We start from the raw sequence: 14,208 nt of genomic DNA, 5'->3' as shown, positions 1-14,208 counted from the left end.
AGCGCCATCAGAACTTCGAAGACCAAGTCGGAGTGGCTGCCGGCGATCTGAAGAGCTGAGGTAGGTTTACCGGCTGTAGGCGGAAGCGGCGAGGTTCGAACTTGCAGGCGACCTCACGGCCGGTCTTGTCGACCAGCGGGGGTTCCTCGGTGCGGCAGATGTCCTCGGCGTATCGGCAACGCGGATAGAAGCGGCAGCCCGACGGCGTCGCTGCCGTGTCGCGTGGCGTGGCTTTAGCGAATTCATCAAGCTCCAGCTCAGCCCGCACCGCACGCTCGTTCCACAAACAACTAGGAACGTACGGTATTCCGAGTTGCTGAATTGGATAGGTCTATTCGATCGTTGACGACGAGCGGACGATTAACGTGCCTGTTTAGACTCTCACCGCATGCGCACGATCTGAACTCCGGCTTGATTCAGCTCTTCGTACAAGTCGGCGATATCGTTTGGGGAGCCGCGCTGGTCGCACTGGGTGAAGATGAGCCTTTCGGCGGCGCGGGATACGCCGACGAAGAACGTCATGGTGGACTCGATCGTGTCGCGGGCGTGGGCCCACCACTGGTCGCCGTCCAGCCCGAGGAAGAAAACTGTGTGATACTCCAGCCCTTTGCTTCGGTGGATGGTCAGCAGGGGCACCGCCTTGTCGTCGGTGAAAGCGTCGGCTAGCTCGTCCCAGGAGCGGATGCGTCCAAGGACGTCGCCGATGCGAATTCTAAATGCGTTGAGCGTCGTCGTCAGGTCCTCGGGCCGGTCGCCGAAGATGCGCTTCTGGGCTATGTCATCGAAGTCTACGGCTATCGTGAGCTTGTTGATCAGGGCTTCGGTGAGAGCGTCGACGGACCTGCTGGTCGCGTCGTTCAGCGGGGTGGAGGCGAACCAGTTGCGCAGTTCGGCTAGGAAGCTTGAAAGCGCGTCGTCGATGCCTGACCCGATATCGCGATTCTGATCGGTCGGCGTAAGTTGGTCGAGTGTGGTGGTGACCTCGCGCCATGTCTGCGGCTGGCCGCCGCGTGTTGCGCCGAGACGGATCAGTCCAATGAGCAGTCGCGCGAGACTGTCCTTGAGTAGATCCTGGAGTCGAAGCTCGCCGACTTGGGCGTCGTCATTGCGGATCTTCAGACCTTGCGCCTCGAATTCCTGTGAGAGGTCTGGTTCGAGATCGGCTACGCGTTGGCGCGCGATCATCGCGTACTCGGCGGGCAGGCGTCCCGATTCCTCGATATCAGCTGCGATCCACGCTGCGAGGGTTCTTGCCTCAAGCCTGGCGTTGGGGAATGACCAGATCTGTACCGGAAACTGTTCCACCTGACTGACGACCTGGGACACTTGCTGCTGGCTACCGGAAGCCAGTCGCGTCGCGAAGCGATGTTGCAGGTCAATGAGTGGCTGGTTCGAGCGGAAGTTCCAAGTCAGTTCGAATGATTCCGCCGTGAAGTCCTGCTGGAACTGGGCGAACGCGTCGGTGAGGGCGCCGGCCCAGCCCATGATTCGCTGCTTCCGGTCGCCGACGACTGTGACGGTTGTGCCGTCGCGTGCGAATACTGACTTGAGGAACGAGTACTGGGCATAGGTGGTGTCCTGAAACTCGTCGACGAAGACATAGGGATAGGTCGCGCCAAGCGCATGCTGCAGCTGCGGACTTGAGCGGATGATCAGCTCAGCCAGTCGGTTCAGCATGACGAAGTCGACTGTCGGGACGGCATGGATCTGATATTTCTGGATCCACCACCGCTGCACAACGTACTCAACCGCGGTGGTGGGTTCCTGATGTTCGGGCTCCAGGTCGTGAGCGCCAACGGTGTTGTTGATGAACCCGTCCCGCCCGATCCTGGCGATGGCGCTACGGAACCCTTCGGGTCCGGTCTCAGCGAGCGTGTCAAGGAAGTCGCGGATTTCGTCCCGGCTGGCGAAGCCGATCTTGTAGCTACCGCTCATCGACCAAGCGGGCGGTAGGAGGTCTTTGAACCGGTCGACGATGGTTTTGGTGAACGCATCGAACGTCATCGAGGTGAATCGGTCGGCGTGTTCTGGCAGTCGGTTTCGCATTCGCTCGCGCAGGTTGGCCGCCGCGTCCCGTTTGAACGAGATCGCAAGGATCTGTTGCGGGGGGCGGCACAAACCGGTTTCAAGCAGGTAGCTGGCGCGTTGGGCGAGGAACTCCGACTTTCCAGCACCTGGTCCGGCGGTGATGGCAGCGGTGCCGGCCCGTAGCGCCTCCCAGGCCGCGGGTTCGAGGTCGTCGATACCGCGTGGACGCCAGTCATTAGGGACGATCCTCATGTCGGACTGACCACCTTCGCGATCCGGTCCAAGAGCCGAGCGATCGGACCCGTGACCTTGGCAAGGTCGGACGGACCGACGTGGGACAGGGCATCCAGATGAGTGCCTGGCTTGGAATGGGTGAGGAACAGGTAGCGGTACCAGCGCAAGTCATCGGTTTCGTCGTCGTTCGCCCAACGAGCGACCTCCGGCCGTACGGCGGGCTCGCCAAGGACGGCATCACGCGGGTCTCCCTGTCCGCTCGGCCCTTGCTGCCCGTCCTTGAGGTGCATGGTGTAGGCGGACTTGAACTGGCTCAAGAGGACCATGTCCAGGTCAAGCGGGGCTGAGAAGTAGATGTCCCATTTCTCGAGATGGTCGAGCCAGCTCTGGAGCTGTGTGTCGTCGAGGTTGACGATGTCGTCCGTCGAAGCGAAGCCGGCGATCTGCGCGCAGCCGTCAAATGGGCTGGTATCGATGGCCTGCATCTGCGTGCAGACGTCGCGGATGCGTCCTTCGCCTCCACCAGCGCGGCCCCAGTCGAGGTCCAGGAGCGTCGCGTACGGGACGCCGAGCCGGGTGAGAAGTCGCCAGAAGTATTTCGTGTGCCGTCCGCCGAGGGGCACAACGGCGACGAATGACTGATCGATATGCAAGCCTCTCGCCTCGGCGAGCTTCGGGAGAACCACCTGTTCGGACGTGCCCTCGCCAAGAATGACGAAGCGGGCGAAGTACAGCTCGGGGTGCGCTCGAACGGCCTCGCGGATGTATTTGCCGGCATCGGTGGAATCCGCGGGCACATCGATCTCGCGCACCTCGGATGTCTTGGTGGTCGTGTCGAGCCGGAAGTGCCGGACCTGATCGGGTGAGATACGGGACATGACGCTCGCGGAGTGGCTAGAAATGACCGCCTGCGCACGGCCGGATGACGTTACGTCGAGAAGTTGCTGAACGACGCGGGAGAGGAAGAACGGAGCCAGGTTGTTCTCCGGCTCCTCGATCGCCAGGAGCGTCAGGGACGGCAGAGCGGTCGCCGTTATATCGAACCTATCGTCGTGCTTCCCTCCAGCGATCGCTGCCTCGAGATCCAAGCTCGCAGCGGTGAGCGCGATATGGAGCAGCGATTGTTGTCCATCGCTGAGTTCTCGGGCCGGCCGGGTCCTCCCTGCCGGGGACGGTTCGAAGACCATCTCAGCGTTGGCGACCAGGACACTGACATCTCTGCTGATTGGTTCGAACATCAGGTTCTGATCGGAGGTGACGTGGTGAAGTGCCTGCCAGCGCTTGGAAATCGCTTCGGTCACAGTCGCGACAACGCCTTCATTCTTGAACTTTTCAGAGAGATCTACGGCGGCCTCACTCACGTGTCTCCGGAAGGTTTCCGACCATTGGCTGGCTCGCCAGACTCGCCCGCGCAGGAAGGTCGCAACCTGACGCGTACCGTCGCGGGTGGCAGGCACGTACACCGCCTGGATACGGCTGCGGTCCGATTCGCGTAGCTCAACGTAATTCCTACCGTAGTCTTCGTCGAAGGTGTGAACGACACGGCGGCTCTGGTCGATCGTGCCAGCGACGGAACCATCTGCTAGCCAGGACGCCTCCAAGATGATGCGAAGCTTCAGCTGCCCCTGATCATCCGCTGTCATCTGTGCGAAGAACTCAGGCACGCTGGCAGACGCCTTGGCCTCTGTCTCGTCGGCAAGTTCGGGGAACGCGAAGACTGCCTCGATTGTCAATGACCTTGTTTCGGCCGGCTTATCCTCGTTCTCGGGAACATGGAAATCCTCGACACGGATACGGCGCTGGTCTCCGACGATGCTGAACAACCGCAGCAGCGCCTGGCAAGCGGCGGTCTTCCCAGCGGCGTTCGCGCCGAGCAGCGCCGTTAACTGCTGGTCGAAGCAGATCGTTGTCGCTCTAGGTCCGAAGCACTGAAAGTTGGTTAGCGTGAGGCGTTCAAGGAACATTTCGACGCGACCTCCCGTCGCCGCCAACGAACCGGTCAACTACCTACGGATCGATCATCCGCGCGTCCGACGCTAAGTGGGCAAGGCTAAGCCCGGGCACATCTGTATGCGAGACCCGTGTCCACGAACCGGCATAGCGCTGTCCCGCCACGACCATAAGTATCGGCTTCGGCATCTGGCTATCGGCACTCAACTGCACAACAACTGGCTGATCGAAGCTTCGCCGTGACGAGAGGTCGAGCCTGCGGCGACACATGGCCAAACGCTGGCGACCGTTCGGCGCGTGCTGTACGGACCTTTGCCAATTCCGGGCATGGGGATCTTGATGTACTTCTCCTCAGCTACTGGGAACGCGCGGTATTCGAAGTCAGCGAATGCTCCTGCCTGATATCTGCCGGCAGTCCGCGTGATCGACGCACTCTCGGCGGCATGAGCGGACGTTGGCGAGGCTCGATTAGCAGCCTGATGCTGCGCCGCCCTTGGGTAGCTACTTCTCGGCGGTCGCGTCGAGTACGGTCAAGGCGAGTACGACGCTGCCGTCGGCATCGGCGACGCCGACCTCGTGGTCGCCTGGTCCTATGACCAGATAGCGATCATCGCCCAACGGCGGCGCCCCATGGACCATCTGAACGGGTGGTGGGCTGGACCGTGGGCCGGAAACCCAGCATGTCCATGGACGTAAAGGGAAACAGCGCACGGAGTCGGGGCTCCCGGCCGGCAGCCGCGCGGCCTCCGTGGCCGACACGGTGGCTCGTACGGCCGATGGCGCTCGCGCCGCGACCGACCGCGCCGCCGAGTCCGTCGTGCGCCACAGCGAGGACCTTGGCGACCGGGTCGCCGACATGGGCGACCTGCAGCGTTAGTCGCTCTGGCGGACAGCCGCCTCGGCCAGCGTCGTCGCGGTCCGTACGGCGCTGCTGATCGCGACCTCGGCGTCGAGTCCGCAGAGGTCGGTCAGCGTGAACAGCGCCTCGGCGCTCACGACGACGGCAAGATCCCGCTTGAGCTGCGCAAACACCTCCGGATCCAGGCTGTCTTCCAGCGGCTGGAGCGCGTGGTCGATCAGCCCGAAGCGGATCCCGGGCCGGCTGGTCACGGTCTCTGGGCGGGTGATAGTCGCCGAGATCATCGCGCGTACGGAACCCTGCCGGGCGAGGACGCCGCGGAGCAAGAACTCGCAGGCGAAGGCGACTCGGCGTACGGCATCGGCGCAGTCGCCGAGCGGCGCGAACGCCTCGGCGGGCGTTGGCCAGACGCCGGCGAGCACCTCGCTGATCAGCGACGGCAGGTCCGGAAAATACCGGTAAGCGGTCGCTTCGGAGACCTGCGCCGCCTGCGCGACCAGCGGCATCGTCACCTCGCCGCCTTTGGAGATCAGGTCGCGCGCGGCGGCCACGATCGCCGACCGCGTCCGCATCTTCTGGTTCGTCCGGCCAGTGTCGAGTTGCTCCGTCATCGCGCCTCCGTCCGGTCGGATTATAGCAGTTTGCTCTCATTATGAGAGTTGACTTTTATGAAGACTCTTATCTACTCTCGTGAGAGCGAACTCTCGTAAAGGAGTCAGAGCAGTGACGGACGTTTCCCTGGTCGGGCCGGACGGCGGCGAGTCGATCCAGCTCGGCCCGACGAAGATGCGCATCCTGGAGGACGGCAGTACGACCGGCCATCGGCTCGGGATCGGCGAGATCACCATCGCGCCGCACACACAGGGCCCGCCGCAGCATCGCCACGCCCAGCACGACGAAGGTTTCTACGTCGTCTCCGGCACGGTCCATTTCACCGTCGGCGACACGACCCACGAGGCGCCCGCCGGCACGCTTGCGATGATCCCGCCGGGCGCACCGCACACCTTCGCGAACCTCGGCGACACGCCCGCGGTCATGCTCAACACCTTCACGCCCGACCTGTACGTCCAGTATTTCCGCGACCTGCGCGACATGATCGCCGGTGGCCGGCAGCTCACGCCCGCGGCGACCATCGCCGTGATGGGCCGCTACGCCACCGAGCCCGCGACCGATTTTTCTGAGGAGTAACAAAATGACCACAGTCACTATGGACCAGGGCGCGCTCGACATCAGCGTGGAAATTCGCGGCGCGCGAGGCCGTCCCGTCCTCATGCTGCACGGCGGCGGCGGTCCGCAGACCGTCCTGCCGTTCGCCGGCCGGCTCGCTGAGGCGCGGCCGGCGCGGGTTTTCACGCCGATCCATCCCGGTTTCGACGGAACTGTCCGGCCAGGCTGGCTGACCGACGTCACGACGCTGGCGCAAGCGTACGTGCAGCTGCTTGACGTCCTTGACCTGCGCGATGTCGCGGTCGTCGGCAATTCGATCGGCGGCTGGCTCGCCGCCGAGGTCGCGGCGATCGGCAGCGACCGGATCGCCTCCGTCGTGCTGATCGACGCGGTCGGCATCGAGGTTCCCGGCCATCCGATCGCCGACACTTTCGACCTCACGCCGCCTGAGTTGGCGCGCCTTTCCTTCCACGATCCCGCGAAGTTCAGCTTCGATCCGAGCGCGCTGACCGACGCACAGCTCGCCACCATGGCGGCCAACCGCGACGTGCTGCGGATCTACTCGGGCCCGTTCTCGATGGCCGATCCGAACCTGACCGACCGGCTGGCCAAGATCAGCCATCCGACGCTGGTCGCGTGGGGTGCCAGCGACCAGGTGGTGGACGCGGACTATGGCCGCGCGTACGCGAAAGCCATTCCTGGCGCCGAATTCCGGCTGCTGGAGCAGACCGGCCACATGCCGCAGGTCGAGACGCCCGAGGAGTTTCTGCCCGTACTCTGGGAATTCATCGGCTAGCTTCTTCCTTCGACAAGGAAAGAAGTCAGCTCCCGCGCTTGTTCCGCGACTTCTTCTCTTTCGCTTCGGGAAAGTTCACGCAACGGGCTCACGGTTACGTTGTCGTTGCAGACATTCCACGTCACCGAGACGCGGCCGTCCACCAGGACGACCGCTCGCCGGCCACGGACAGGCCGCGATCAGCGTCATCGATGATGCGACTTCGGTCGTGATAGCCGAGGACCACCTTGCCGAAGGCCGGCAGAAACCGTACGGGAGCTGGCGAATCGGGATCCGGAGACGGGAACGCCACTGTGGCGGATCATTGGAACCGGCAGGCACGTACTCCGACCGCGGAGGTCCGGCATGACGAAGGAGGAGGCTCTGAGGCTGCTCCGCCTAATGGTGAAGCTGGCTCCAGAGACCGATCCGGACCCGCTGTGGGCCTGCGAGCCCTGGGAGGAAGGATTCACCAACGCGCCCCTGTCGGAGCAGATGCGATATCGCGACGCTGCGGTGCTGCTCGCGACATCCCGGTATTCTCGCAGTCCGAACTTCGTGTGGGACCTGCTCGCCCTGAGCGGCGTCGAAGCAGAACAGCTGGTCGGCCTGGTGCGTCGGTACCTGACCGACCGCGATGCCGGCGCGGGCAGGATTCTGTCGGCTCATCCCGACCAGCTCAGCGATGCCGACCTGGACGAGCTCACCCAGGTGTTCGTAGCCGACGTGGGGCGCGACTTGTGGCTCGCGGAGGCCCTGCTGAAGCGCCGACCGTTCGGCGAGGCGTGGGATGCGCTGGCCGGCTTTCTGATGGCAGTCGAGGACCCATGGCAGGTGCGTACGGTGTGTGTCGTCCTGGACAGGGTCGATACGGGACTGGCCAGACTGGGATCGGATGACGAGCGGCTGCGTGCGTACCGGCGGATGTGCGCCTTCGTAAAGATCATGAACGGCAGACCGCGCAGGTTGGCGGCGCTGGCCAATTCGTACGCCCAACTGGAGGTGAAGCCGAGCGTTGACAGGCTCATCTGTTACACCTGTTCCGGACCGTCCGGTGGCTGTCCTGCAATCGTGGACGGGTAATGGATCCCGGTGCGGATAGCTGAGTCGGCGGCGCGTCAAGCAATGGGCTCTGCATGAGCGATGCGCCAACGGATGCAGGTGTTGATCACGAAATCCTGTTCATCGTGGTGCGGTGGGCGATGCCGTTAGGGGCGAAGTGGCACAGGGCATCGAACTCGTCCAACACCGTTACATCCATCGGACTCGTTCACCCGCGCCGTCACGCGCCCCACTACCGACCTCTGGTCTCAACCCAGATCACCGAACATGACGCCACCGGCCAAACGTCCGCTCATCGGCATGAGCGCGCTTTTGCCTTGTACTGAGCCAGTTCAGGAATACGACGGGTCGAATACGTACACTCCACCGGTAAAGTGAGCACGTTGTCGTAGCAGGCCCTTGCCAGCAGCATGAATTTGGTGGGCCAGTGGCGTCAGGTTGATCGCCTGCATCTCACTGCAGTTGCGGTCAAGCAGCCCGTGCGATGAGTTGTTCGATCGCGGCCTGGTCGTTGCGATCTTCTGCGCAAAAGACCGCCTTCTAGGCCGAGTTCCATCGCACATGTGTGATGCCTGGTCGTCCCGACATCAACCACGCCTCGGGCCGGGTCAGTGCATGTACCTAGCTGCGCTACCACATCGCGCCGAGTTGTACTTCGTCGGAGTGACGGCTCCAGCCGGTGGAATACACTCGGGTTGTCATGCGTCACGGCTGTGGTGTCACCCAGTTGGACTGAGTTGGTCTCGATGTCAAGCGCGGCGCCATGGCTTGGTGAGGATGGCGAGCAGCAGGCTGGCTGCGATGAGGCCGGCCGCGCATACGGTCGCCATGGCTGTCGCGGTGTTACCGAGCAGGCCGACAAGTGGCGAGATCATGCCGGCGGCACCCCAGCGTACGGCTCCGAGCAGCCCTGCCGTGGTGCCGGCCCTATCCGCTCAAAGGTGCAACTGGATCGAGGCCGAGAAGGCGGTATGACGGTCGCGTACGTCTACCAGATACTGCCTCGAACCGCGTCTCCTCAAGAGTGGCGACAACTTGATGGTCGAGGTTAGCCCTGATGTCTTCCAGCAAGTCAGTTCCGATAGCTCCGTGGATATCACGGCCGGTGTCTAGCTCCAGGTAGAAGATGCGGCGGCGTGTGCGCACACCATCCAGACGCCCTTGCATTGTTATCGTCCGGCGTTCGACTTGCGATTCGCTGAGGCTCTCGGCGAGAACTTCAGCTTGCTCGCTCGAAACGACGCAACTTATAGGTGCTCCGACCCGTGGGACAAATTGCAGCCCCAGAGTTCCTGTACTACTGACCGCACCGACGATGTCATTGACTGCATTGCGGATGGTCTTTCGCTGGCCTAGGACTGCGTCTAACGAGTCGTCGTCTTCCTGAGTGCTCGGCAGGATCTCCACAAGTTCCTCGGCTGCGAGCTCTGCCAATGTTCTCGGCGACTCGGGTCCTGAGAAATCAAACTGACCTTCTTCTGCGGCCTCATCGGGAAACGAAAAAACCATAAAATTGCGAGCCTGGACTCGTTGAATGAGACGGGCTCTTTCGCGGTCACCCGGATACGCCCCCGTCGCCTCAGTGGAGGGATCCCGAATGATGTGACCGACCTTCGCCGTCGCATCCTGTATCGCCTTGGCTACCAAGGCAGACTCACGAGCACCGATGCTCGTTAGACCTTTGAATTCGACTCGCAGCTGAGCACTCGGCACGCCACCAGCTGCGAACTTGCGCTCTGCCGCGATGAGCGACGCTCGTGCAAGTTCATCGAGCCACGAATTTCCGCGAATTCTGCCGAAAGCATCGCGGAATGCACTTGTCACCAAGACACCTCCACGAAGCCCTTCTTGACTCCAAGCTCGACATGGCCGTCAGCGCGTTTGACTGACGACCAGAGGTCTGACCAGTAGTTCTCGGAGCCAGGAAAGCATAGAAACGCGTCCAATGCACCGCCGACGGGTTGCAGGCGTTCCAGCCACACCGCCGGCTGCTGTGCCAAAACGTCTTGCAAAGTTAGCAACCCATACATACGCGTTTGCGCTGACGGCTCGCTCGCCTCCAGAGCCGTCCAGTCACCAGGATGGAGTAGCACGTCTACATCCTTCGGCGGTTCGGTCTTGCACGTACAGAAGCCTCCGTCGACCCACGCTCGGCCTTGCGGGATCAGCTCACGGACAAGGCCTAAGTGTGTCACCAATGCTCCGTGTAGGACCTCTCGCCTTTCACGGCACGGTGCGTCAAGGACAAACCGGTCATAGATCTGATCGAGCGTTCCTTTATGGATGCCTGGGGGCAGGAGTCCATACTCGTTCCAGTCGGGGAGTGACAACGTTACCTCCTACCGGCGAGCGAGTAGACCTGCTACTTGACGTGATCATAGATCAACAGTTGGTAGCTGTCGGCTGTTCTTCTCAATGGACCGGAATGAACGCTGATGGCGGAACTGACCGGCTCGAATCGGTCGGCTTTCCGGCTGCACGAGCGATGCCGGTTGATCAGCCAGTCGTCATTGACGGACGTGTCGTCGTGTTTGGCGGTCTGTACCTGACCGGCAGGACTACGAAACTCCGGCTGACCTCGGCCCCTAGCCTCGGGCTTTCATCTGTTGGCCGGTGACACGGCCTAGAAATGCACGGAAGTGCCTGTCCAGTGCGGGAAACTTGGGATTGCGACGTCTCAAGGGTCACTGCACTGGAAGGCACTCCGTAGGTGAAGGTTAACAGGGTTGGCGGGTTGGTTCTGGATCCGGCTCGCGAGTCGTTGGTGTCCTCTGCTGGCGGACTGTTGTTACGGCAGACGATCCGGTTGTCAGGTGTGCGGCGAGCGTTGTCGGTAGCCCTTGATCCGTGGCGTGGTCGCCGGGTCCGCCACGGTCCGGGGAAGATCGTTTGCGACCTGGCGACCGCGGTTGCGCTCGGCGGTGACTGTTTAGCGGATGTGAGCGTGGTCCGGGCGCAACCTGGACTGTTCGGGCCGGTGGCCAGCGATCCGACGATATCGCGGCTGGTCAGCACGTTGGCTGGCGATGTTGATGCTGTCCTGCCGGCGATCCGGTCCGCGCGGGCTCAGGCGCGGTGCGCGGTCTGGAAGCGGCGCCGGCCGTTGGCCGGCCGTGCGGGTAGTCGCGACGGCGGCCAAGTCATCATCGATCTGGACTCGACATTGGTGACCGCGCACTCGGACAAAGAACGTGCCTGCGCTACCCACAAACGCGGGTTCGGATTCGCGCCGATGTGCGCGTTCGTCGACCATGGCCAGTACGGGACCGGAGAAAGCCTGGTGCTGCAACTGCGTCCTGGCAACGCTTCACCGTGGAACAAGCAGGACCATGTCCAGGCTCTGGATCTGGCGCTGGCCCAGCTGCCCGAAGGCGAGCGCGCGCAGGTGTTGGTCCGTGCCGATTCCGGCGCGTGTTCCAAGGCGTTCCTGCATCACATCACCGATCTGGGGTTGGAGTATTCGATCGGATTCCCGGCCCATGAAACGGTCAAAGCCGCGATGGAGGCTATCCCGCCGCAGGCCTGGAGACCGGCTGTTGACGGTGACGGCCAGCCGCGCGAGGGCGCGCAGGTCGCCGAGCTCACGCGATGGATGCCCGACCCGACCCCGGCAACCCGACCCGGTCCTCAACAATGGCCAGCCGGGATGCGGGTGATCGCCCGCCGGGAACGACCACACCCCGGCGCGCAACTACGCCTCACCGACCAGGACGGGTGGCGCATCACCTGCTTCGCCACCAACACCCACGGCCCCGGCTGGACACTGGACACACTGGAAGTACGCCACCGGCAACGAGCCCGTTGCGAGGACCGTATCCGCGCGCAGAAAGACACCGGCATGCGCAACCTGCCCTTCCACGGATACGCCCACAACCAGATCTGGCTGGAAATCGCCGCACTAGCGGCGGACTTGCTGGCCTGGACCCAAACCCTGGCCTGGGACACACACCAACCCGCCAGACGCTGGGAACCCAAACGCCTACGGCTACGCATCCTGGCCGTCGCCGGCCGCATCATCCACAGCGGCCGACGACGACGCCTACGACTACCCCGCAACTGGCCCTTCAACCACCTCATCGACAACGCCTGGAAATCCCTACAACCCAGCTAAAAACGACGAACCAACCCCACAACCAGGACCGGAGAACCGGCGACACAGCGCCGGAAACCAGCCCTGCCACAAACAAACACACAGACCCCACAACCAGCCAAACAGTCACTCAACTCCCACGCGAAAGATCGAGGCTAGGGCGTCTTCTACCTCAACCGCGACGACAGTGGATTGTTCGTACCGCGCCGATTCGGCATCGGCTGGACGATCAACTTCGACAATTCGGCGTCGGCGATGTTAGTTGGCTGGCCTGATGGCGCTCGTCGCACTGCTGATCACCGCATGCTTCATCGGTTGAACCAGGAGCGGTAGGCACAGCCGCACCGATGAGGATTCCGCGGCGCGCCCGTCGGTAGGTGTGAGATCGACTCACAGGAGGCTGGCACGATGCGGAAACTGATCTTCGGTATGAACGTGACACTGGACGGCTACATCGCCGCGCCCGGCGACGACATCGGCTGGAGCGCGCCGAGCGACGAGCTGTTCCAGTGGTGGCTCGAACGCGAGCAGGAAAGCAGTCTGACGCTGTACGGACGCAAGATCTGGGCGGCGATGAGCTCGTACTGGCCGACCGGCGACCAGCAACCGGACGCCACGCCGGCCCAGGTCGCGTTCGCGCGAAACTGGCGCGACACGCCGAAGGTGGTGTTCTCCTCGACGGTCGACAAGGTCGACTGGAACACCCGCCTGGTCACCGGTGACGCCGTCGCTGAGATCACCCGGCTCAAGGCCGAGGACGGCGGCCCGATGAGCATCGGCGGCGCGACGCTTGCGGCGGCCGCCATGCGGGCCGGGTTGATCGACGAGTACCAGCTGGCCACCCACCCGGTCCTGGTCGGCGGTGGCACGCCGTTGTTCACGACGCTGGACCACTGGGTCGACCTCCGGCTGGTGCAGACCCGTACGTTCCCCGGTGGCGTCGTACTGACCAGATACGAGACGAGGAGATGATCACAGTGTCTGGGGCAGGCCCAGCCATGGTTCGTCGGTGACGTCGAAACCGGTCAGCTCGGCGATCTTCCCGTCGGCGATGTGCAGCACCGAGATGATCGACAGCCGATAGCGCGGGTCGTCGGCGGTGCGGCGGTACAACGCGGCGGCGGGCATCCGGTTGACCGTCGTGGCGACACAGCGCAAGTCGTCGTAGCCGGGCTGGAAGAGGCCACCGGCGACCCAGCCGTCCACCGCGTCCTTGGCACCCCTGGTCACGGTGCCGGGATCAGGCAGCATGGCGAAGCGCAGGTCCTCGCGCAGCAGGGCCATCAACCCGTCGAGGTCGTTGCGCTCGTGGGCGTCGATGTACGACCTCAGTACGCCGCGCTCGTCGGCAGACAGCTCATAGGTGGCCGGGCCGCGCCAGTCGAGGCGGCGGCCCGGCAGCTGCTCGCGCATCGTCACCCGAGCCCGCTGCAGTGCGCTGGTCACCGATGCCACGGTCAGCTCGAGAGCGTCCGCGGCACCCGGCGCCGTCCAGCCGAGCACGTCGCGCAGGATGAACACGGCCCGCTGCCGCGGCGGCAGGTGCTGGACGGCGACGATGAACGCCAGCTCGATCGTCTCGCGCGCCACCACCGACTCCTGCGGGTCCTCGGGGAGCATCTGGTCCGGATACGGCTGCAGGTGCGCCACCTCGGCGTCCGGCAGCCCGGACGGTATGGGCGTACGGTCGTTGCGCTTCTCCAGGTGGTCGAGGCAGGCGTTGGTCGCGATCCGATAGAGCCAAGTGCGCAGCGCGGCCTCACCCCTGAACGACTTTCGCTTGTGCCACGCTCGCAGGAACGTCTCCTGCGTCAGGTCCCTCGCGTCCTCGTAGTTCGCCAGCATCCGATAGCAGTGCACCTGCAGCTCACGCCGGTGGCGCTCGGTGACGAGCGCGAACCTCGCCGTGTCGTCGGAGCGGGCCGCCGCGATGAACGCGGCCTCGTCGGCGCCTGCTGGCCTGGCGTCGGTCATGGTCGTCAATCCTTCCACCGGGGACTACCAGGACTGACGACCCGGCGGAGGTTTTCTGATCGGTGGTCG

At 63.6% G+C, this 14,208-nt stretch carries 17 protein-coding genes and 1 pseudogene; 7 read left to right on the top strand and 11 right to left on the bottom strand.

Features of this window, described 5'->3' with window-relative positions; all coding sequences use genetic code 11:
* Positions 1-7 precede the first annotated feature (7 nt).
* The 5 genes from GNX95_RS40115 to GNX95_RS44580 form a co-directional block, all read right to left on the bottom strand.
* On the bottom strand, positions 8-268 hold the full coding sequence (locus GNX95_RS40115) for an ABC transporter ATP-binding protein (protein ID WP_246281925.1): 261 nt from the start codon (positions 266-268) through the stop codon (positions 8-10).
* Between the two features lie 113 nt (positions 269-381).
* Entirely contained in the window at positions 382-2,280 is a 1,899-nt protein-coding gene (locus GNX95_RS40110) for a UvrD-helicase domain-containing protein (protein ID WP_163513255.1), read from the bottom strand.
* The gene (locus tag GNX95_RS40105; protein WP_246281924.1) at positions 2,277-4,265 is read right to left on the bottom strand and encodes an ATP-dependent nuclease; all 1,989 of its coding nucleotides are present in this window, start codon (positions 4,263-4,265) and stop codon (positions 2,277-2,279) included. Before GNX95_RS40105 ends, GNX95_RS40110 begins: the two co-directional genes overlap by 4 nt.
* Before the next feature lie 448 nt (positions 4,266-4,713).
* Positions 4,714-4,851, bottom strand: a complete 138-nt coding sequence (locus GNX95_RS40100) for a hypothetical protein (RefSeq protein WP_163513253.1) — start codon at positions 4,849-4,851, stop codon at positions 4,714-4,716.
* The gene (locus tag GNX95_RS44580; protein WP_484489527.1) at positions 4,820-4,894 is read right to left on the bottom strand and encodes a hypothetical protein; all 75 of its coding nucleotides are present in this window, start codon (positions 4,892-4,894) and stop codon (positions 4,820-4,822) included. Before GNX95_RS44580 ends, GNX95_RS40100 begins: the two co-directional genes overlap by 32 nt.
* Before the next feature lie 66 nt (positions 4,895-4,960).
* Here GNX95_RS44580 and GNX95_RS43980 point away from each other — a divergent pair, with 66 nt between their 5' ends.
* Entirely contained in the window at positions 4,961-5,089 is a 129-nt protein-coding gene (locus GNX95_RS43980; RefSeq protein ID WP_281357010.1) for a hypothetical protein, read from the top strand.
* Here GNX95_RS43980 and GNX95_RS40095 read toward each other — a convergent pair.
* Complete coding sequence (locus GNX95_RS40095; protein WP_163513251.1) at positions 5,086-5,682, bottom strand: TetR/AcrR family transcriptional regulator; 597 nt, start codon at positions 5,680-5,682, stop codon at positions 5,086-5,088. The genes GNX95_RS43980 and GNX95_RS40095 overlap by 4 nt on opposite strands.
* A gap of 112 nt (positions 5,683-5,794) precedes the next feature.
* On the opposite strand from GNX95_RS40095, the gene GNX95_RS40090 reads away from it, so the two are divergent.
* Together GNX95_RS40090 and GNX95_RS40085 are read left to right on the top strand one after the other, a co-directional pair.
* On the top strand, positions 5,795-6,259 hold the full coding sequence (locus GNX95_RS40090; RefSeq protein WP_163513249.1) for a cupin domain-containing protein: 465 nt from the start codon (positions 5,795-5,797) through the stop codon (positions 6,257-6,259).
* Positions 6,260-6,263: 4 nt separating this feature from the next.
* Positions 6,264-7,034, top strand: a complete 771-nt coding sequence (locus GNX95_RS40085; RefSeq protein WP_163513247.1) for an alpha/beta fold hydrolase — start codon at positions 6,264-6,266, stop codon at positions 7,032-7,034.
* Between the two features lie 121 nt (positions 7,035-7,155).
* Here the strand turns inward: GNX95_RS40085 and GNX95_RS42840 are convergent, their stop codons facing one another.
* Positions 7,156-7,326 (bottom strand): hypothetical protein, encoded by a 171-nt coding sequence (locus tag GNX95_RS42840; protein WP_222854296.1) that lies wholly within the window; start codon positions 7,324-7,326, stop codon positions 7,156-7,158.
* Between the two features lie 53 nt (positions 7,327-7,379).
* On the opposite strand from GNX95_RS42840, the gene GNX95_RS40075 reads away from it, so the two are divergent.
* A complete protein-coding gene (locus GNX95_RS40075) occupies positions 7,380-8,096 on the top strand; it encodes a hypothetical protein (protein WP_163513245.1) in 717 nt (238 codons plus the stop codon).
* Between the two features lie 728 nt (positions 8,097-8,824).
* On the opposite strand, the gene GNX95_RS43975 is transcribed toward GNX95_RS40075, so the two are convergent.
* From GNX95_RS43975 to GNX95_RS44575, 3 genes are read right to left on the bottom strand one after another with little or no spacing between them, the layout of a single operon-like run.
* On the bottom strand, positions 8,825-8,950 hold the full coding sequence (locus GNX95_RS43975) for a hypothetical protein (RefSeq protein ID WP_281357009.1): 126 nt from the start codon (positions 8,948-8,950) through the stop codon (positions 8,825-8,827).
* A 52-nt stretch (positions 8,951-9,002) separates the two neighbouring features.
* Positions 9,003-9,899: a hypothetical protein gene (locus GNX95_RS40070; RefSeq protein WP_163513243.1), complete on the bottom strand. Its 897-nt coding sequence runs from the start codon at positions 9,897-9,899 to the stop codon at positions 9,003-9,005.
* Positions 9,896-10,405 carry a DUF6932 family protein gene (locus GNX95_RS44575; protein ID WP_425483948.1) on the bottom strand — a complete coding sequence of 170 codons (510 nt, stop codon included), beginning with the start codon at positions 10,403-10,405 and terminating at the stop codon, positions 9,896-9,898. Before GNX95_RS44575 ends, GNX95_RS40070 begins: the two co-directional genes overlap by 4 nt.
* A 380-nt stretch (positions 10,406-10,785) precedes the next feature.
* On the opposite strand from GNX95_RS44575, the gene GNX95_RS40065 reads away from it, so the two are divergent.
* The 3 genes and pseudogenes from GNX95_RS40065 to GNX95_RS40060 all read left to right on the top strand — a co-directional run bounded on the left by GNX95_RS40065 (position 10,786) and on the right by GNX95_RS40060 (position 13,137).
* A complete protein-coding gene (locus GNX95_RS40065; protein WP_281356868.1) occupies positions 10,786-12,186 on the top strand; it encodes an IS1380 family transposase in 1,401 nt (466 codons plus the stop codon).
* Positions 12,187-12,345: 159 nt separating this feature from the next.
* Positions 12,346-12,498, top strand: a pseudogene (locus tag GNX95_RS44570) (DUF5808 domain-containing protein); the annotation flags it as partial.
* A 75-nt stretch (positions 12,499-12,573) separates the two neighbouring features.
* Positions 12,574-13,137: a dihydrofolate reductase family protein gene (locus GNX95_RS40060; protein ID WP_163513241.1), complete on the top strand. Its 564-nt coding sequence runs from the start codon at positions 12,574-12,576 to the stop codon at positions 13,135-13,137.
* On the opposite strand, the gene GNX95_RS40055 is transcribed toward GNX95_RS40060, so the two are convergent.
* Positions 13,138-14,139, bottom strand: a complete 1,002-nt coding sequence (locus GNX95_RS40055) for an RNA polymerase subunit sigma-70 (protein ID WP_163513240.1) — start codon at positions 14,137-14,139, stop codon at positions 13,138-13,140.
* Positions 14,140-14,208 lie beyond the last annotated feature (69 nt).

The sequence above is a fragment of the Fodinicola acaciae genome (genome assembly GCF_010993745.1).
Taxonomy (GTDB): Bacteria; Actinomycetota; Actinomycetes; order Mycobacteriales; family HKI-0501; genus Fodinicola; species Fodinicola acaciae.
Note: the sequence above shows the minus strand (reverse complement) of the source record. Positions and strands in the feature narration are given on the sequence as shown.